Consider the following 18,703-nt stretch of genomic DNA (forward strand, 5'->3'; position numbering starts at 1 on the left):
TGTAGGCCGGGTAAGCGCAGGGCCACCCGGCATACGAAACGACGGAGTGGAAGGAAAGTGTAGGCCGGGTAAGCGCAGCGCCATCCGGCATACGAAACGACGGAGTGGAAGGAAAGTGTAGGCCGGGTAAGCGAAGCGCCACCCGGCGGTTTTTAGCGAAGAAGCCGGATTATCAGAAGGAGTACGCCACGCCTAAACGGAAACGGGTCTGGCGTTCGTCAGTGTCTTTAACCCCCACGTTGCCCACCTCAACATACGGTGCCCAGTTTTTATCCCATTTGTAGGCCAGCTTGGCGTTATATTCATTGGAATAATCTTTATTGTTATTTCGGGCCACGCCTTCAGAGCTTTTCGCGTAAACATAGTTCAGCTCGGTACGCCAGTCACCTAATACCCAACCGACCCACGCATCACCACGGTTAACTTTATCATCGTCCTTATTTGAGCTTGACGGGTAGCGGGTATATTCATAACGGTAACGCGCGGCCACGTAGAAGCCATTATCGAAACTATATTGCACATGCAGATTCGGTTTATAAATGGTACGACTGTCTGTGCTTTCAATCGTAAACGCAGGCGTCAGGGCGATATTGTCTGTCGCTTTCCAGCGCCAGCTAATCTGATCTTCGTGACCGTTCCCCACCACATCCGCGAATGGCTGATCTGCCTTGTCCCCGCCTGATTTCCACTTCGCCTCGACTGAAAAACCGAAGCCATTGTCAAAGCGGTGCGAGACGGCAACACGGTCGGCATTCGAGCCGCTGTCAATATATTCGTGACGCAGATCGACGGTAACGGCGCTAGCCGCAAAAGAGGCACTAATAAGGGAAGCAAGGAGCAGAGATTTCTTAAACATGAAAAAACCCTCAATTAAAATAACGTTTCGTTTTTATGAAACTTGAGTTTATTTTTTATGTACCGTTATTTTAGTGACAAGGATCGAAATTATTTGTTTCATTTTTTTTGGCAAAGATCGACGTGAACCTCATCAACAAAAAAGGCGTATAACGCATAAATTCCAGGCGTGAGATCACACTAAGAACTTCACAAAGCGAATAATTCACCGCGCAATAATTATTGTGGGCTTAAGAAAGAACGCAGAAGTGTTAAAAAAGGATTCTGCAGACATAAAAAAACCTCCCGAGGGAGGCTTTCTGTGCGCAGAGGGGGAAATTACCGTTCGATAGCCAGGGCTACCCCCTGCCCTCCGCCAATGCAGAGCGTTGCGATCCCTTTTCGGGCGTTACGCTTTTTCATTTCGTGGACTAGCGACACCAGAATGCGGCAGCCGGAAGCGCCAATAGGATGACCGAGCGCGATCGCACCGCCGTTGACGTTGACCCGCAGCGGATCCCATTCCAGCATTTTCCCGACCGAGATCGCCTGTGCAGCAAAGGCTTCATTGACTTCAATCAGATCTACATCGTTCAGCTGCCAGCCCGCCCGCTCAAGACAGCGGCGCGTGGCATAGACCGGGGCGATCCCCATTAACGCAGGATCAACACCCACGCTGGCAAACGCTTTGATGCGCGCCAGCACCGGCAGCGCCAGCTCCTGGGCTTTGCTTTCACTCATCATCATCACCGCCGCCGCACCGTCGTTAATGGATGATGCGTTACCTGCCGTTACAGAACCGAGCGTTTCGAAGGCCGGATCGAGTTTTGCCAGCCCTTCTGCGCTGGCATCGGTGCGCGGCTGCTCGTCGGTATCAACGATGAGCGCTTCGCCGTTCTGGCGCAGGGTACTGACCGGGACAATTTCATCGCGAAAACGGCCGGAGTCGATCGCCGCGCGTGCTTTTTGCTGCGAGCTAAGCGCATACGCATCCTGAAGCTCGCGGCTGATGCCGTATTCCCGCGCCAGGTTTTCCGCCGTTACGCCCATATGGTAGTCGTTGAAGGCGTCCCACAGCCCGTCATGAACCAGGCTGTCAAGCAGTTGACTGTTCCCGAGCTGCGCGCCGGTCCGGCTGTCGGTCAGGACATGCGGGGCGCGGCTCATGTTTTCCTGCCCTCCGGCAATGACCACGTCCGCTTCACCGCACTGGATAGCCTGCGTCGCAAGATGGAGCGCTTTCAAACCTGAACCACAGACGTCGTTGATGGTAATCGCCGAAACGGTATTAGGCAGGCCGCCCTTCAGCGCCGCCTGGCGCGCAGGGTTTTGTCCCGCGCCAGCGGTCAGCACCTGGCCGAGGATCACCTCATCAATTTCATGTGCGGCAACCCCGCTGCGTTCCACCAGCGCTCTTACCACCACGCTGCCGAGATCAACCGCAGAGTGACGCGCAAGCGCTCCCTGAAAACAGCCGATAGCCGTACGTAACGCACCCACTATAACGACATCTTTCATCACGACCTCTGTGCAAAATGACATGACGATAGTAGAGGATTGTTATCAACAATTGACGCAAATGTTTAAAATTAGTGAGTTTAGTCACAGGATTATCGTGCGTCCTGCAAGTACTGGCGCAGCCAGCTTCCGGCGACGCCGGGCGGGGTTCTTTTGTTCCATACCAGATCGATGGCAATCGACCTCGGCCAGCCCGGCACGTTCAGCTGCACCAGCGATTTCGATGCGGCAAATTCGTCGACCAGCGCGCAGGGTAACGCGCACCAGCCAAAGCCCTGTACCGCCATGCTCAGCAGCAGCAGATAGTTCGGCGCAGACCAGACCGGCCCGCGCGCAAGGGGCGCTTCCCGTTCAAGATAGGTACTCAGCCGCAGCTCGCGCCAGCCATGCAGCTCGTCCGCCTGCGTCTCATGTTGCCCTGCCAGAGGATGTCCGGCAGAAACGTAAATAGCCATCCGCGTCTGCATAGGCAGGCGGGTCGCGCCAATATCGGTCGGGTAGCTGTCGCGTGCTTCCGTCAGGCCAATTTGCGCCCGCTCCTTTTGCAGCAGATCGATCACGTCCTCCTCTTCCCCAATCAGACACTCGAATTCGGTGTGCGGAAAACGCTGGTCGAACTGGCTCATCATCTCTTCCAGTACGGCCGGGTTAAGCGTATCGGAGAGAACAAAGGTAAAACGCGCCTCCGTTTGCGCCGTTAAGGATACGGCCAGCTCATCAAGGCGCGCGCTGGCGGCGAGGATTGACTGGACATAGCCCAGCACCTGTTCACCCTGGGCGGTTAACACCGGGTGACGCGCCGAGCGATCAAACAGCTCAAAGCCAAGGTCAGCTTCAAGGTTGGCGATGGAGGTGCTGATGGTGGACTGGCTTTTACGCAGCCGTCGTGCCGCAGCTGAAAACGAACCTGCGGCGACAGTTTCAACAAACGCGGTCAGTGCTTCGGGAGAGTAACGCATGATGTATCTACTTTATCGATGGATACTATCTTTTATATATCACCTTAAGCGATAAGAATAGGCCGCATCAACGCCCATACTGGCGTCTACATGAGGTAAATATGCAACATCAGGATGCACTCCAACGTAAATTGCCGGAGCGGATCTTCCATGCCGTCTGTTTTGAAGGCATTGCTACGGCGATCCTCGCCCCGACGGCCGCGTGGCTAATGCAGCGCTCGGTGGTTGAAATGGGGGGTCTCACCATTATTCTGGCGACCACGGCAATGCTCTGGAACATTATCTATAACTTTGGCTTCGACCGTTTCTGGCCCGTCCAGCGGGTGAAGCGCACGGCAAAAGTGCGCGCCCTGCATGCGCTGGGTTTTGAATGCGGCTTTATTGTGATTGGCGTAACCATCGTTGCCGCCGTGCTGGGCGTGACGCTGCTCCAGGCCTTCACGCTGGAGATTGGTTTCTTCCTGTTCTTCCTGCCGTACACCATGCTCTACAACTGGGTGTATGACACCCTGCGGGAGAAAATTATCAAGCGCCGCCAGCAACGTCGCGCCCTGGCAAGCGAATGACCTTCCGGCCGGAGACCTTCTCCGGCCCAACCCCAGCGAAGCAACGGCGACCTCAACGCATAATTATGGTAAATTGCACTCCTTTTTGTTCGTTTTATAGTTGATACGTTGCTCTAATGTCGAAAATTTGGTCAAAAGAAGAGACTCTCTGGAGTTTCGCCCTCTACGGCACTGCCGTGGGCGCAGGAACCCTGTTCTTGCCCATTCAGCTCGGCTCTGCTGGCGCAATTGTCCTGCTGATCACCGCCCTTGTGGCGTATCCCTTAACCTACTGGCCGCATAAAGCGCTGGCGCAATTTATTCTGTCGTCGAAGACGAAAGGCAACGAAGGGATCACCGGTGCCGTTTCCCATTACTACGGCAAAAAGATCGGCAACCTCATCACCACGCTCTATTTCGTGGCCTTCTTTGTGGTGGTTCTGATTTACGCGGTGGCGATAACCAACTCACTTACAGAACAGCTGGCGAAACGGATGACGGTGGATACCAGCGTGCGGATGATGGTGAGTTTTGGCGTGGTGCTGATTTTGAATCTGATCTTCCTGATGGGGCGGCACATCACCATTAAGGTGATGGGTTTCCTTGTCTTTCCGCTGATCGCCTATTTCCTGTTTGTCTCGCTGTATCTGACGGGCAGCTGGCAGCCGTCGCTGCTGACCAGCCAGATGGCCTTCGACCAGCATACGCTGCACCAGGTGTGGATATCGATCCCGGTGATGGTTTTCGCTTTTAGCCATACCCCGATCATCTCGACCTTCGCCGTAGATCGTCGCGAGAAATACGGTGAAGAGGCTATGGGTAAATGCAAAAAAATCATGAAAGTGGCGTACCTGATCATCTGCCTCAGCGTGCTGTTCTTTGTGTTCAGCTGCCTGCTTTCGATTCCACCGTCCTATATCGTGGCGGCAAAAGAGGAAGGGGTGACGATCCTGTCCGCGCTGTCGATGATGCCTTCGTCCCCGGCATGGCTGGGCATTTCCGGCATTATCGTGGCAATTATAGCGATGTCGAAATCGTTCCTCGGCACCTATTTTGGCGTGATTGAAGGGGCAACGGAAATTGTGAAATCGTCGCTGAATCAGGTGGGGGTGAAGAAAAGTCGCGCCTTTAACCGCGCGGTTTCGATTCTCGGCGTGTCGCTGATTACCTTTGCGGTCTGCTGCATCAACCCGAATGCGATCTCCATGATTTACGCCATCAGCGGTCCGCTTATCGCCATGATCCTGTTCATCATGCCGACGCTGTCGACGTACCTGATCCCGTCGTTAAAACCCTACCGCTCCATCGGTAACCTGCTGACGCTGATTGTGGGTGTGCTGTGTGTGTCGGTGATGTTTGTCGGTTGAGTGTGCTGCCCGGCGCAATGCCGGGCATCTGTTTTACGCCCGAATATCGTCATACTCCCGCGTATTATCAAACTCATGCTTCGCAAACGGACACAGCGGGATAATTTTACGGTTCTCCCCGCGCATCTTCTCTACCACCTTCGCCACCAGCTGCTTACCCACACCCTGCCCTTTCAGGCTCGGATCCACATCGGTGTGCTCGATGATGCTCAGATGCTCGCCGGTCGGGACAAAGACGATCTCCGCAACCTGATTGCCTTCGGCGTCGTTGACATAAAACTTGTTATGGCCTTCAAGAATATCCATGGTTCCTCACTTATTTTAGGCGGTACTTCAGCGCACCGCTCGGGCAGGTATCAATTACGCGCGCAACAGTTTCTGCATCCACTTCATCCGGTGCGATCCAGGGTTTACGCTTCAGGTCGAACAGCGCCGCGCTGCCGCGTACGCAGTTGCCCGAGTGTTTGCAGATCCCTGTGTTGAAGTAGACATCGATTTTCTCACCGGTATAGGCCCGGTACCCTGCATCCAGTAGCTCCTGATCCATGACATTGCCTCTGTAATTATTGTGGTGACAAATGCAGCATACCCTCACCCGATCCGCCTGACCACGTCAAAAACGACGATCGGATACACTGTTTCGGCTCGTTATTTTACTTCTCGCTTAAGACTATTCCGATTATAAATACTCAGGTCGGTAAGATATATTTTTGCGCTACGTCAATTCTTGTAATCATTTCCGCCGCGTTCACATTAAGATTATTAGCTAAGCGGAATCCTAACGACACAATTTATTTCCCCCTAAGCAATGGATTTACTTCCGATTTTCAAAAATCGTAACGAAGCGGTATTTCCCCCGCATCTCTGGAAATGGTGCAAAACAACCCAGACAGGAAATTTGACTCTTCTCACATAACGACTAATGTTAATTTCTGAACGACAACTGATACGAATTACTTATCGTATCACCTGACATAAACGCAACATGAGGGTTGATATATGGCAGAGCAACATCGTGGTGGTTCCGGTAATTTCGCGCAAGACCGTGAAAAAGCATCAGAAGCTGGACGTAAAGGCGGCCAGCACAGCGGCGGTAATTTCAAAAACGATCCGCAACGCGCATCTGAAGCGGGTAAGAAAGGGGGACAGAACAGTCACGGCGGGGGCCGTAAATCTGATAACTCCTGATCTTATTTAAAGCTCTTATAAATATACCGAGAGCATGCTGCGGGCCTGTCGGCTCGCAGTACCTTCCCTTTATTTCACTGGAGCGAATATATGAATATGAAAACTGTTGAAGATGTATTTATTCACCTGTTATCCGATACCTACAGCGCTGAGAAGCAGCTGACCCGCGCGCTAAGCAAGTTAGCCCGCGCCGCATCAAGCGAGAAGCTGAGCGCTGCGTTCACGGCTCACCTTGAGGAGACGCAGGGACAGATCGAACGTATCGATCAGATTATTGAGCAGGAATCCGGCCTCAAGCTGAAGCGCATGAAATGCGTTGCAATGGAAGGCTTAATTGAAGAAGCCAACGAAGTTATTGAGAGCACTGAGAAAAACGAAGTGCGTGACGCTGCATTAATTGCCGCCGCACAGAAAGTCGAGCACTACGAAATTGCCAGCTACGGCACCCTGGCCACCCTGGCTGAACAATTAGGCTATAAAAAAGCCGTTAAACTTCTTGCAGAAACGCTGGAAGAAGAAAAAGAAACCGATCTCAAATTAACCGATCTGGCTGTCGGCAATATTAATCAAAAAGCCCAGAAAGGATAAATAATAATTTGATGAGCATCAGCACCAACAATTAACCAGAAAATAAATCACAGGAGTTAATTATGAATCATGTAGAACACTACCATGATTGGCTACGCGATGCCCATGCGATGGAAAAACAAGCCGAATCCATGCTGGAATCAATGGCCAGCCGTATTGATAATTATCCCGACTTACGTGCACGAATTGAACAACACGTTAATGAAACTAAACACCAAATTACCGTGCTGGAAGACATTCTCGACCGCAATAATATTTCCCGTTCGGTCATAAAAGATTCCATGAGCAAAATGGCGGCGCTCGGCCAGTCCATTGGCGGCATGTTCCCTTCCGACGAAATTGTTAAAGGCTCCATCAGCGGCTACGTTTTTGAGCAGTTTGAAATTGCCTGCTACACCTCTCTGCTGGCCGCGGCCAAACAAGCGGGCGATACCGCCTCCATTCCAGCCATTGAATCCATTCTGGAAGAAGAGCGCCAGATGGCGGACTGGCTGATTCAACATATTCCACAGACGACGGAACAGTTCCTGCTGCGCTCCGACGCGGACGGCGTTGAAGCGAAAAAATAACGGAAGAGGGAGAAACTATGTTTCGACACGTAAAACAGCTGCAATACACGGTACGCGTAGCCGAACCGAATCCGGGTCTGGCTAATCTTCTGCTTGAGCAGTTTGGCGGGCCACAGGGCGAACTTGCCGCGGCATGTCGTTACTTTACGCAAGGATTGAGCGACGACGATCCCGGTCGTAAAGATATGCTGATGGATATCGCGACCGAGGAGTTAAGTCACCTGGAAATTATCGGCACCCTGGTGGGTATGCTTAATAAGGGTGCGAAAGGTGAACTGGCGGAAGGCGTTGAAAATGAAGCGGAGCTGTACCGGTCCATGACCGAAAACGGCAATGACAGTCATATCACTTCCCTGCTCTACGGGGGCGGTACTCCGCTCACTAACTCCGCAGGCGTACCGTGGACGGCGGCGTACGTGGATACCATTGGCGAACCCACCGCGGATCTGCGCTCTAACATTGCGGCCGAGGCGCGCGCCAAAATTATCTACGAACGGCTTATTAACGTAACGGACGATCCAGGTGTTAAAGATGCGCTGGCGTTTTTAATGACGCGTGAGGCAGCACACCAGCTTTCGTTTGAGAAGGCGCTCCAGTCGATCCGTAACAACTTCCCACCGGGTAAATTGCCGCCAATCGAAGAGTACACCAACAAGTACTACAATATGTCTGAGGGGGGAGAAGTTCGCGGAAGCTGGAACAGCGACAAGCACTTCGACTACGTGGAATCTCCTCAGCCAGCGGTCGATGGCGGTGACGGCGGCGCAAGCGTAACGCTCACAACAGAGCAGGCTACGCTGGTCAAAGCAATGTGCGCACGTACGAAATCCGATCCTAAAGCCGATCCGCTTACCGGTGCCGAGCTTGGCGCGGGTAAGAAAAAACCGTAACCGGTTTTGCCAGGCAGCCTGAGGCTGTCTGGCAATGCCTTGTGGGCTATCAGTTCCAGAGGTACGGAGCATGTTCGAGCTTGATGCGTTTCATCTGGCCAGGATACAGTTCGCCTTTACCGTCTCTTTCCATATTCTCTTTCCGGCAATCACCATCGGGCTTGCGAGCTATCTGGTGGTTCTCGAGGGCATGTGGCTTCGCACAAAAAATGATGTCTGGCGCTCGCTTTACCATTTCTGGCTGAAAATTTTCGCCGTTAACTTTGGTATGGGCGTGGTTTCCGGGCTGGTAATGGCTTACCAGTTTGGGACTAACTGGAGCGGATTTTCCCAGTTCGCAGGCAGCATAACCGGCCCTCTGCTCACTTATGAAGTCTTAACCGCCTTCTTCCTCGAAGCCGGTTTCCTGGGCGTGATGTTGTTCGGCTGGAACAAGGTCGGGCCCGGCCTGCACTTCTTTGCCACCTGCATGGTAGCGCTGGGCACGCTGATGTCCACCTTCTGGATCCTCGCCTCCAACAGCTGGATGCACACCCCGCAGGGCTTCAGTATTCAGAACGGTCAGGTCATTCCCGAAGACTGGCTGGCCATTATTTTTAACCCCTCATTCCCATACCGTCTGATCCATATGTCCATCGCCGCCTTCCTGTGCAGCGCCTTGTTTGTGGGCGCGTCCGGGGCATGGCATCTGCTGCGCGGCAACGACACGCCCGCTATTCGCAAAATGTTCTCCATGGCCATGTGGATGGCGCTGCTGGTCGCGCCCATCCAGGCAGTCGTTGGGGATATGCACGGCCTGAATACGCTTGAGCATCAGCCTGCCAAAATCGCCGCGATTGAAGGCCACTGGGAAAATCCGCCCGGCGAGGCTACCCCGCTGCTGCTGTTCGGCGTACCGGATATGGAGGAGGAGCGCACCAAATACGGGCTTGAAATTCCGGCGCTCGGCAGCCTGATCCTGACGCACAGCCTGGATAAACAGGTCCCGGCGCTGAAAGATTTCCCGAAAGAGGACCGCCCGAACTCGCTCATCGTCTTCTGGTCCTTCCGCATTATGGTCGGCATGGGGCTGCTGATGATTACGCTTGGTGTGCTGAGCGTCTGGCTGCGCTATCGCCGCCGACTCTATCACTCGCGACCATTCCACTGGTTTGCCCTGTGCATGGGGCCAGCCGGACTGCTTGCGCTGCTCGCCGGGTGGGTCACCACCGAAGTGGGCCGCCAGCCGTGGGTCGTCTACGGCTATCTGCGCACGATAGATGCGGTGTCTCTGCACAGCACGTTGCAGATGAGCATCAGCCTGCTGGCCTTTATCGTGGTCTACTGTTCGGTATTTGGCGTGGGTTATGTTTATCTCGCCCGGTTGATAAAGAAAGGGCCGCAGCCTGTCGGCACGCTAACGTCTAATACGTCGGGCACCCCTGCCCGTCCGCTGTCCGCCGCCGAGTCTGTTCCGGAAGAGGAGAAGATCTGATGGGCGTCGATATCCCGGTCATCTGGTTTGCCATTATTGTCTTCGCCACGCTGATGTACATCATCATGGACGGTTTCGATCTCGGTATCGGCATGCTGTTCAGCTTTGTGGGCGATGCCAAAGAGCGCGACGTAATGGTGAACAGCGTCGCACCGGTCTGGGACGGAAATGAAACCTGGCTGGTTCTCGGCGGCGCAGGGTTGTTCGGCGCGTTTCCGCTGGCCTACGCGGTGATTATCGATGCCCTGACCATCCCGCTGACGGCCATGCTGATCGGGCTTATTTTCCGCGGCGTGGCATTTGAGTTTCGCTTTAAGGCGACCCCTTCCCACCGCAAATTTTGGGACTATTCTTTTGCTGGCGGTTCCCTGCTCGCAACCTTCAGCCAGGGGATCGTGGTCGGCGCGATGATCAACGGCTTTGACGTGGAAGGGCGACGCTTTGTGGGCTCCTCGCTGGACTGGTTAACCCCGTTTAACCTGTTCTGCGGGCTGGGTTTGATTGTCGCCTATACCCTGCTGGCTACCACATGGCTGATCATGAAAAGCGAAGGCGCGCTGCAAAACCGGATGCGTGAGCTGACCCGCCACGTGCTGCTGGCACTGATCGCCGTCATTGCGGTGGTGAGTATCTGGACCCCGCTCGGCTGGCAGTTTGTCGCCGAGCGCTGGTTTACACTGCCTAACTTCTTCTGGTTCCTGCCGGTTCCGGTTCTGGTGGCGGTATTCAGCCTGTGGATCTGGCGGCTGACGCGCAATCCCGACAGCCATGCCCGTCCGTTCCTGTTAACGCTGGGCCTGATTTTCCTCGGCTTTAGCGGACTGGGCATCAGCCTGTGGCCACACATTATCCCGCCGCACATCACCCTGTGGGAAGCCGCCGCGCCGCCTGCCAGCCAGCTGTTTATGCTGATCGGCACGCTGTTAATCATCCCGGTGATCCTGGTTTACACCGCCTGGAGCTACTACGTCTTCCGGGGCAAAGTGTCTGATACCGAAGGTTATCACTAAGGATTGCTATGGCAGGCTGGCATACACGCGCCATTATTTACCAGATTGATACCGCCCTGTTTTACGATCTTAACGGCGATGGCTGTGGCGACATCGCCGGGATCGCCGCGAAGTTGCGCTACATCCGCCGGATGGGCGCGACGGTTATCTGGATCACCCCGTTTTACCTCACCCCTTTTCTCGATGAAGGCTATGACGTAAGCGACCATTTGCAGGTCGATCCCCGCTTCGGCAAGCTCAACGATATCATCGCCTTTATTGAACAGGCGCGGGAGCTGGGGATGAAGGTCATTATTGAGCTGCTGATCCAGCACACCTCGGATGCGCATCCCTGGTTTCAGCAAGCCCGCCGCAACCCGCAGTCACCCTACCGTGACTATTATCTCTGGTCTGACACGGACGAGGACGATACGCCACCGATGTTCCCCGGCGTGGAAAAGAGCGTCTGGACATGGGACGACGAAGCGGGGCAATACTACCGGCATATGTTTTATCACCACGAGCCGGATCTCAATCTGGCCTCCCCGGCGGTGCTGAAGGAGGTTGAGAACATCATCATCTTCTGGCTAAAGCTCGGGGTGTCGGGCTTTCGCCTGGATGCAGCGTCGCACCTGACAAAACAGGCCGGGCGTGGAGATGAAAAACGCGGCCTGTGGATCCTGGAGCATCTGCGCCGTCTTATCGAGCAGCGTAATCCGGACGCGATCCTGCTCGGCGAAGTCGACGTGGAGGTCGACACCTACAAAGATTATTTTGGTCAGAATGACCGGCTCAACCTGGTGCTGAATTTCTGGCTCAATAAGTACTTTTACGTCAGCCTTGCAGAGAAGAGCGCACGACCGCTGCGCAACGCGGTGAAAAAGATGATTGTGCCGCCGGACTCCTGCTGTTTTGCCAACTGGCTGCGCAATCATGATGAGCTGGATCTGGAAGGGATAGGCAAAAAAGCGAAGCAGACCGTCATTGATGCCTTCGCCCCTGATGAAGAGATGAGCGTGTATCAGCGAGGGATCCGCCGCCGTCTGGCGCCGATGCTTAAGGGCGATCGAAAGCGGCTGGCCTTTTGCCATGCGGTCTTGTTTTCGCTGCCTGGCGTACCGGTCATGCGCTACGGGGATGAAATTGGAATGGGCGATGATTTAGATCTGGAGGAGCGTTACGCCGTACGCACCCCGATGCAGTGGGCCGGATCGCAGGGCGGCGGTTTCTCAGATGCCGACCCGGAAACCTTTATCGCCCCAATGATTGACCATGGTCCGTACCGCTATCAAAAAATCAACGTGGCGGATTCGCTGTTGCACCGCAACTCCCTCCTGCACTGCATTATCGATATCGCCAATACGCGCTCGGAGTTTCCTGAGATCGGCGTCGCGCCGTTTCGTCTTATTACTATCGACAACGATGCGGTACTGGGGATCTATTACGAAACCGACACGCGCAGCATTCTGACCTTCGTTAACTTCAGCGATAAGCCCGTTAATTTTACCACCAGAGGGATCCGGCATGCGACCTGGACCGCATGCCTGGCGGACAAACGCTACGACGACGCGCTGGTATGCGGCAAAACCGTCGCGCTTAACCTCAGCGGCTATGGCTACCGCTGGTTCTGGACCGATCGTACCGCACTGCGCTGATTATCGTCTCCGCGAGAGGAGCAGACGCGCCACGATCGCGCCCGTGACGGCGAGGGAGCCGAGCAGCACTTTCCCCGGCATGCCGGAGGTAACGCTGGTGGCGCGCTCTTTTGCTTCGTCGGTGAAGTGCCCGTGGATTTTATGCAGATCGTTAACCGGCTGATCCAGATAGTCCTGACGGTCATCCGCATTTAGCGTATCGGTCATCTGCCCTTCCCAGGCCTTTTTAACCATCAGCCGGTCCAGAAAACCGGGGAAAAGAAACTGCCCGACAATCGACTGGACGGTGCTGCTGCCCACCCATAGCTCCCGCACCGGTTTCTGCGCCACCTTAAAAATAGCGCTGGCGGCCACTTCCGGCTGAAAAACGGGGGGGACCGGGCGCATCGCCCAGGCAAATTTATTCCTCGCCCACTCGAACTGCGGCGTATTGAGGCCCGGCATCTGTACCATTGCGATCTGCACCCGGCTGTTTTCATGCATCAGCTCGGTGCGTACGGCATCGGTAAATCCGCGGATCGCGGCCTTCGCGCCACAGTAGGCTGACTGCAAGGGAATGGAACGGTAGGCCAGCGCGGAGCCAACCTGAATAATCGTTCCGCGATCGCGAGGGGTCATTAACTCCAGCGCGGCGCGGGTGCCGTTAACATAGCCCAGATAGGTCACCTCGGTGACGCGGCGAAACTCCTCCGGGGACATGGTGCGAAACGGCGCCAGCATCCCGCCCATAGCGTTATTCACCCACACATCGATGGCTCCAAGCCGGTATTCAATTTCGTTAGCAGCATCGGTCACCGCCTTGCTGTCCGCCACGTCGGCCTGAACGGCACACGCGTTGATCCCGAAACGGCGCAACTCCTCTTCTGTGGAGCGCAGGCTCTGCTCATCGCGGGCAATAATGCCTACATCGTAGCCCGCTTTAGCAAAGTGCAGCGCCGTGGCTTTCCCCACGCCCGCCGTACCGCCGGTAATAACGATAACAGCCATAGCCTTTCCCCTTGTCTCAGACGTTATCCCACCCGGAGAGTATTTCGATCAGTTCAGACAGCGAATAACGCACCGCTTTTTCCACCACATCCTGACATTCACCGGAAAACAGCACGGTGCGGGTTTCCGTCTGTCCGCGAATATTCCAGCCGAAGCAGACCGTACCGGCTGCCGTGCCATCGTCTCCGCCTTCCGGTCCCGCATAGCCGCTGATGGCAACACCAATATCCGCCTCGGCAATATCGCGAATTTTAGCGGCCATCTCAGTAACCGTTTGTTCACTGACGGCGGTGAAGCGCTCAATCGTTTCGTGCCGCACGCCGAGGATCCTCTCCTTCGCCGCATCGCTGAACACCACCATGCCAACGTCATAAAATTCCGCCGTGTTCTCTTCGGCACAAAGCGCAACCGCGAGATTACCGCCGGTGCAGGACTCCGCCGTGGTTAGACGCAGTCCTCTTTCTGTGAGCGTCGTGGCAAGCTTTTTCGTCAGCTCGCTGATGGTCGTATTATTATCGTGAATAAGGTTGCTCATGGATGTGCCCCTTAGTTAATTTTCTTCAGGAATAATTGAAATATGGCCGTTACGCTCAAGGATCGCGTACTTAATATCCTTTAATTCCGTTATGCCGTGGTTCTGGCGTGCTGAAACCAATATATCATCGCAGGATACATCGACTTTTTTCAGTTTATCCGCAATGGGAATACCATTCTCTACCAATATCACCGGGGTGCCATCAAGAACATTCTCAACAGAAGAAGAATATTTTTTAATCAGGCCAAAAATAATATCCACCACCACCAGCGTTGTTATTGTAATCATCGCACCGGTGACGGAAAAATCTTCGCCCAGTAGCGCCTGCTGTGTCGCCTCACTGATAATTAAGAGCAAAATAAGGTCAAAGCTGGTCATTTGCAGCAGGGCGCGCCGTCCGGCGACTTTAAACACGATCACCAGAAACAGGTATATTGCCAGGGCACGAAAAACCATGTCCATATTCGACTCCTAGGGGTAAATAAACTGCCAGAAGCGGATATCTGGCCCGTTGTTTACGCGGATGCTGTTGGTCCATTTCCCTGCTTTTGTCGGCGTGATGAACAGCAGGACGGTGAACTTATCGCTCTGTTTCAGATTGTCGTAAACGAGAAACAGGGTGTTCCCCCGGCTATACATGCTGTCCGGCTGCGGCCAGACGCTGCCCGGCTCATATACGTCGCTGCTTTCGCTGGTCAGGCTGAGAATATATTTACCCTCAGACGTCACCGGAAACGTCAGCGTCATCCGCGATTCGGTCTGGCGGCGGCCGAAGCGCTCATAGCTCAGGTTCAGGGATTTTGCTTCGTTTGTTTTCTCCACGTCGCTAACCGCACCGCTGGAAAACAGGCCGGCTAACGCGGCCACGATAATACCTAACAGAACAATAAAACCCACCTGACGAAATGCATACTCAAACGTCAGTAAACGATAACTCTCTTTTATCCCAGGCACTTTTTCATTTTTTGGTTCCATGGCTTTTGTCACCGTTTCGCTTAATTGCCGAAATTTTTGATTTTTCTACGCAAATGCTTTTAAGACTTATCACATTTGCCACATAAAGGAATAGCAACAATACTTAATAAGTCAAGACATCCAAAATGAAGGATATCAGATGAAATTATCAGTGATTTCAGCCTTGTTAATATTAATTATCCCTTCCGCATGGGCAGATAATAACGGCGGGTTACAAAAGGGTGAAGCGCCGCCACCGCCGCATGCCCTGGACAGTGGTTATCGTGGTACCGATGATGCGCGCATTATGACCATTACTCAGGCAAAAGAGATGCATGATGGCGCCTCTATTTCATTGCGCGGCAATCTTATTGATGGCAATGGCGATAAATACGTATTCCAGGATAAAACCGGGAAAATCGACGTTATTATCCCGAAAGCCGTATTTGACGACAGAACCGTGGAACCTGACAACATGATCAGTATTAGCGGCTCGCTCGATAAAAAATCATCCCCACCCGTAGTGCGGGTCAGCCACTTGCAAAAATAATTCAGCGAAGCGTTAACGCTGTAACTATCCATCAAATCTCACCCCTAACAAGGAGTTAGCTATGAGTGATAATGAACAACGTACGAACGCTTACCCAACGCCACCTTTCCCGGAGCAGCCCCAGACGCCACCGGGCCTGGCCTCTGAAATGGACCCTGTTCCCGATCACGGCGAGACAAGCTACAAAGGGCATGGCCGGCTTACCGGTAAGAAGGCGCTAATTACCGGGGGCGATTCCGGCATCGGACGCGCGGTAGCCATTGCCTATGCCCGCGAAGGGGCAGATGTCGCCATTAACTATTTGCCGGAAGAGGAAGAAGACGCTGCGGAAGTGATCGCCCTGATTAAAGCGGAAGGACGGAATGCCGTCGCGCTTCCGGGCGATGTGCGGGACGAAACTTTTTGTCAGAACCTGGTGGAACAGGCCGTCGGAAAACTGGGCGGGCTGGACATCCTGGTGAATAACGCAGGCCGCCAGCAGTATCGTGAGACGCTGGAAGAACTGACCACGGAAGATTTTGACGCGACCTTTAAAACCAACGTCTATGCGCCTTTCTGGATCACAAAGGCGGCGTTGCGCCACATGAAAGCTCCCGCTTCCATCATTAATACCTCATCTGTACAGGCGGTAAAACCGAGCGCCGTACTGCTTGACTATGCGCAGACCAAAGCCTGTCTCGCGGTGTTTACCAAAGCGCTGGCGAAACAGCTGGGTCCGAAAGGGATCCGCGTGAACGCGGTAGCGCCCGGACCTTACTGGACCGTGCTCCAGCCCAGCGGTGGGCAGCCACAGGAAAAAGTGAAACATTTTGGCGAGAGTACCCCTCTGGGACGCCCGGGACAGCCTGTGGAGATCGCACCGCTGTATGTCACTCTGGCCTCGGATGAGTGTTCATACACCTCCGGGCAGGTCTGGTGTTCAGACGGCGGGGATGGCGTCATCTAGCGCTTAAGCAGCGCAGAGTGTAGGCCGGGTAAGGCGAAGCCGCCACCCGGCAAATTGTTGCTGGCGAATGCTAAAAGGCTGCGAAAGCAGCCTTTTTTACTTTTAAGGGGTGACGACAGGAAACCAGAAACTGAAGCTCTCCATGCAGCGCAGCATTTCGTCTACCTTCGCGGCGTTGCCGACGATCGTCACCTCTCCTGCCTGTTGCGCCTTTTTCAGCGTGGTCTCCTTAAGGATGATTTTGTTCAGCGTTTCGCGGCTGAGCGTAATGGTTGCATCCGGATCTTCTGCCTGGATATTGGCACTGTGGTTTAGCACGCCATTCTCCAGCTCCAGCTTATACCTGCCGCCCTCGCGGCCTAAATCAACGTTAAAAACGCCTCTGGCATTCGCTGCTCTGACGCCGTTAAGATGAACGCCGAAGTAGTCAAAAATCATCTCAGTCGACATGGCACGGACCGCATCCGGGCTGGCGGTTTTGGGCGTCGGCTTTATCTTCACGCCGTTACGCAACTCTTGCGCACCGGTGAGGTAGGCGTTACGCCACGGCCCTGACTCCGCATGGTATCCCAGCTGTTCAAACGCATCGGCTTCCAGTTCGCGCGCCGCTTTATTATTCGGATCGGCAAAAACGACTTTACTGACCACTTGAGCCACCCAGCGATAATTCCCCCGGGCATAATCGACACGGGCTTTTTCAAGGATCGCGCGGGCTCCGCCCATGTAATCGACATACTTTTTCGCCGCCTCGACCGGAGGCAGTTCATCGAGCGTCGCCGGATTGCCGTCGAACCAGCCAAGATAGTAGACATAGGTGGCTTTGACGTTGTTGCTTACCGAGCCGTAATAGCCACGGCCTGCCCAGGATTTAGCCAGCCCGTAAGGCAGGGCGAAATTAGCGGCTATTTCATCCCTCGTCAGCCCCTTATTCGCCAGTCTGAGCGTCTGGTCGTTGATATAGCGGTAGATATCACGCTGGCTTTTCATCAGCTTCACCACTTTTTTGTTACCCCACGTGGGCCAGTGGTGCTGCGCGATAATGATTTCCGCTTTATCACCCCAACGATCGATGGCGTTATTGATGTACTTTGACCATGCCAGCGGATCGTGTATTTTCGCCCCGCGCAGCGAGTAGGTATTGTGCAGGGTGTGAGTGACGTTCTCTGCTGCTTCGATCAGCTTTTTCTCTTCCACATACCAGAGCATTTCAGACGGTGCTTCCGATTCCGGCGTCAGCATAAAGTCATAGGTGAGACCGTCAATGACCTCTTTCTGCTCCTCTTCGGTAATAGAGTGAGTGGGCGCGATGAGCGTGACCGTTCCGGCTGAGGTGGTAGTCCCCAGACCTGCCCCCACCTGCCCCTTCACACCGGGTTTCAGCAGGTTTCCGTGGATATAGCTGGCACGGCGGCTCATGGCGTTTCCGGCCATGATATTTTCCGATACCGCCTCTTCCATAAAACCGGCTGGCGCATAGACTTTCACTTTGCCGGACATTACCCCGGCTTCATCAATTACGCCACGCACGCCGCCATAATGATCGACGTGGCTATGGGTATAAATAACGGCAACAACCGGACGTTTGCCGCGATGCTTAACGTAAAGATCCATGCCCGCTTTAGCCGTTTCCGCAGACACCAGCGGATCGATAACCGTGATCCCCTCTTTGCCCTCTATGATTGTCATATTCGACAGATCGAGGTTGCGGATCTGGTAGACGCCTTCCGTGACTTCAAACAGACCGCCGATATTATTCAGCTGCGCCTGACGCCACAGGCTCGGGTTGACGGTATCCGGCGCTTTTTGCCCTTCTTTGATAAAAGCGTATTTCTGGGGATTCCAGATAACGGCGCCTTTTTCACCTTTAATCACCGCAGGTGGCAGCGGGGCAATAAAGCCTTTATGCGCATTTCGGAAATCGGTTTTATCAAAGAAGGGCAGTTGACCATAAAGTGCATCATTCATTTGTTTCGTATGGGCAGTGGCTTCCTTCACCTCCTTTTGTGCCAGGACAGGCAATGAGATCAACGAGGCCAATAGCAGACCAGCAACGGCCATCGCACTAACGAGAGTTTTAAATTTCATACATCCTCGAGGCGTCATATTCACGCTGGCGGTACATGGGGGGAAAGGAGGCTATCACCGGGCTTTTCTT

21 protein-coding genes are annotated in these 18,703 nt (G+C 54.1%); 11 read left to right on the forward strand and 10 right to left on the reverse strand.

Features of this window, described 5'->3' with window-relative positions; genetic code table 11:
• Nucleotides 1–172 precede the first annotated feature (172 nt).
• The 3 genes from ACQG0S_RS17695 to ACQG0S_RS17705 all read right to left on the reverse strand — a co-directional run bounded on the left by ACQG0S_RS17695 (nt 173) and on the right by ACQG0S_RS17705 (nt 3,311).
• Nucleotides 173–856 carry an oligogalacturonate-specific porin KdgM family protein gene (locus ACQG0S_RS17695; protein ID WP_003862842.1) on the reverse strand — a complete coding sequence of 228 codons (684 nt, stop codon included), beginning with the start codon at nt 854–856 and terminating at the stop codon, nt 173–175.
• 317 nt (nt 857–1,173) lie between these two features.
• Entirely contained in the window at nt 1,174–2,352 is a 1,179-nt protein-coding gene (locus tag ACQG0S_RS17700) for an acetyl-CoA C-acetyltransferase (protein WP_032626064.1), read from the reverse strand.
• Between the two features lie 92 nt (nt 2,353–2,444).
• Nucleotides 2,445–3,311, reverse strand: coding sequence for a LysR family transcriptional regulator (locus ACQG0S_RS17705; protein WP_038416634.1), 867 nt, complete (start codon nt 3,309–3,311; stop codon nt 2,445–2,447).
• Between the two features lie 101 nt (nt 3,312–3,412).
• Here ACQG0S_RS17705 and ACQG0S_RS17710 point away from each other — a divergent pair, with 101 nt between their 5' ends.
• Both ACQG0S_RS17710 and ACQG0S_RS17715 read left to right on the forward strand, forming a co-directional pair.
• The gene (locus ACQG0S_RS17710) at nt 3,413–3,877 is read left to right on the forward strand and encodes a multidrug/biocide efflux PACE transporter (protein WP_032626069.1); all 465 of its coding nucleotides are present in this window, start codon (nt 3,413–3,415) and stop codon (nt 3,875–3,877) included.
• Nucleotides 3,878–3,993: 116 nt separating this feature from the next.
• Nucleotides 3,994–5,223 (forward strand): amino acid permease, encoded by a 1,230-nt coding sequence (locus ACQG0S_RS17715; protein WP_045622068.1) that lies wholly within the window; start codon nt 3,994–3,996, stop codon nt 5,221–5,223.
• 33 nt (nt 5,224–5,256) lie between these two features.
• On the opposite strand, the gene ACQG0S_RS17720 is transcribed toward ACQG0S_RS17715, so the two are convergent.
• Nucleotides 5,257–5,529 carry a GNAT family N-acetyltransferase gene (locus tag ACQG0S_RS17720; RefSeq protein ID WP_006811846.1) on the reverse strand — a complete coding sequence of 91 codons (273 nt, stop codon included), beginning with the start codon at nt 5,527–5,529 and terminating at the stop codon, nt 5,257–5,259.
• Between the two features lie 10 nt (nt 5,530–5,539).
• Entirely contained in the window at nt 5,540–5,770 is a 231-nt protein-coding gene (gene yjdI / locus ACQG0S_RS17725; RefSeq protein ID WP_022649260.1) for a 4Fe-4S mono-cluster protein YjdI, read from the reverse strand.
• Nucleotides 5,771–6,222: 452 nt separating this feature from the next.
• Here yjdI and ACQG0S_RS17730 point away from each other — a divergent pair, with 452 nt between their 5' ends.
• The 7 genes from ACQG0S_RS17730 (at nt 6,223) to ACQG0S_RS17760 (ending at nt 12,576) form a co-directional block, all read left to right on the forward strand.
• Nucleotides 6,223–6,411, forward strand: a complete 189-nt coding sequence (locus ACQG0S_RS17730) for a general stress protein (RefSeq protein WP_022649261.1) — start codon at nt 6,223–6,225, stop codon at nt 6,409–6,411.
• A 90-nt stretch (nt 6,412–6,501) separates the two neighbouring features.
• Complete coding sequence (locus ACQG0S_RS17735; RefSeq protein ID WP_003862851.1) at nt 6,502–6,999, forward strand: ferritin-like domain-containing protein; 498 nt, start codon at nt 6,502–6,504, stop codon at nt 6,997–6,999.
• Between the two features lie 62 nt (nt 7,000–7,061).
• On the forward strand, nt 7,062–7,568 hold the full coding sequence (locus tag ACQG0S_RS17740; protein ID WP_045308818.1) for a ferritin-like domain-containing protein: 507 nt from the start codon (nt 7,062–7,064) through the stop codon (nt 7,566–7,568).
• Between the two features lie 17 nt (nt 7,569–7,585).
• Nucleotides 7,586–8,458: a manganese catalase family protein gene (locus ACQG0S_RS17745; RefSeq protein ID WP_022649263.1), complete on the forward strand. Its 873-nt coding sequence runs from the start codon at nt 7,586–7,588 to the stop codon at nt 8,456–8,458.
• Between the two features lie 70 nt (nt 8,459–8,528).
• Entirely contained in the window at nt 8,529–9,932 is a 1,404-nt protein-coding gene (locus ACQG0S_RS17750; protein ID WP_003862857.1) for a cytochrome ubiquinol oxidase subunit I, read from the forward strand.
• Nucleotides 9,932–10,942: a cytochrome d ubiquinol oxidase subunit II gene (gene cydB / locus ACQG0S_RS17755; RefSeq protein ID WP_022649265.1), complete on the forward strand. Its 1,011-nt coding sequence runs from the start codon at nt 9,932–9,934 to the stop codon at nt 10,940–10,942. The genes ACQG0S_RS17750 and cydB overlap by 1 nt, the downstream gene beginning before the upstream one ends.
• Before the next feature lie 8 nt (nt 10,943–10,950).
• On the forward strand, nt 10,951–12,576 hold the full coding sequence (locus ACQG0S_RS17760) for an alpha-amylase family protein (RefSeq protein ID WP_169441288.1): 1,626 nt from the start codon (nt 10,951–10,953) through the stop codon (nt 12,574–12,576).
• Here the strand turns inward: ACQG0S_RS17760 and ACQG0S_RS17765 are convergent, their stop codons facing one another.
• The 4 genes from ACQG0S_RS17765 to ACQG0S_RS17780 are packed head-to-tail and all read right to left on the reverse strand — an operon-like array spanning nt 12,577 to nt 15,073.
• Nucleotides 12,577–13,563, reverse strand: coding sequence for an SDR family oxidoreductase (locus tag ACQG0S_RS17765; protein WP_023298529.1), 987 nt, complete (start codon nt 13,561–13,563; stop codon nt 12,577–12,579).
• 16 nt (nt 13,564–13,579) lie between these two features.
• A complete protein-coding gene (locus tag ACQG0S_RS17770) occupies nt 13,580–14,098 on the reverse strand; it encodes a 2-oxo-tetronate isomerase (RefSeq protein ID WP_022649268.1) in 519 nt (172 codons plus the stop codon).
• Nucleotides 14,099–14,113: 15 nt separating this feature from the next.
• Nucleotides 14,114–14,560 (reverse strand): DUF421 domain-containing protein, encoded by a 447-nt coding sequence (locus ACQG0S_RS17775; RefSeq protein ID WP_022649269.1) that lies wholly within the window; start codon nt 14,558–14,560, stop codon nt 14,114–14,116.
• Nucleotides 14,561–14,569: 9 nt separating this feature from the next.
• Entirely contained in the window at nt 14,570–15,073 is a 504-nt protein-coding gene (locus ACQG0S_RS17780; RefSeq protein WP_023298530.1) for a hypothetical protein, read from the reverse strand.
• A 139-nt stretch (nt 15,074–15,212) separates the two neighbouring features.
• On the opposite strand from ACQG0S_RS17780, the gene ACQG0S_RS17785 reads away from it, so the two are divergent.
• Both ACQG0S_RS17785 and ACQG0S_RS17790 read left to right on the forward strand, forming a co-directional pair.
• Nucleotides 15,213–15,602, forward strand: coding sequence for a YdeI family stress tolerance OB fold protein (locus ACQG0S_RS17785; RefSeq protein ID WP_022649271.1), 390 nt, complete (start codon nt 15,213–15,215; stop codon nt 15,600–15,602).
• Nucleotides 15,603–15,663: 61 nt separating this feature from the next.
• Nucleotides 15,664–16,548: an SDR family oxidoreductase gene (locus tag ACQG0S_RS17790; RefSeq protein ID WP_022649272.1), complete on the forward strand. Its 885-nt coding sequence runs from the start codon at nt 15,664–15,666 to the stop codon at nt 16,546–16,548.
• 102 nt (nt 16,549–16,650) lie between these two features.
• Here ACQG0S_RS17790 and ACQG0S_RS17795 read toward each other — a convergent pair whose 3' ends face one another.
• Entirely contained in the window at nt 16,651–18,633 is a 1,983-nt protein-coding gene (locus ACQG0S_RS17795; protein ID WP_048965627.1) for an alkyl/aryl-sulfatase, read from the reverse strand.
• Between the last annotated feature and the right edge of the window lie 70 nt (nt 18,634–18,703).

The sequence above is a fragment of the Enterobacter cloacae complex sp. 418I7 genome (assembly GCF_050030705.1).
Classification (GTDB): Bacteria; Pseudomonadota; Gammaproteobacteria; order Enterobacterales; family Enterobacteriaceae; genus Enterobacter; species Enterobacter intestinihominis.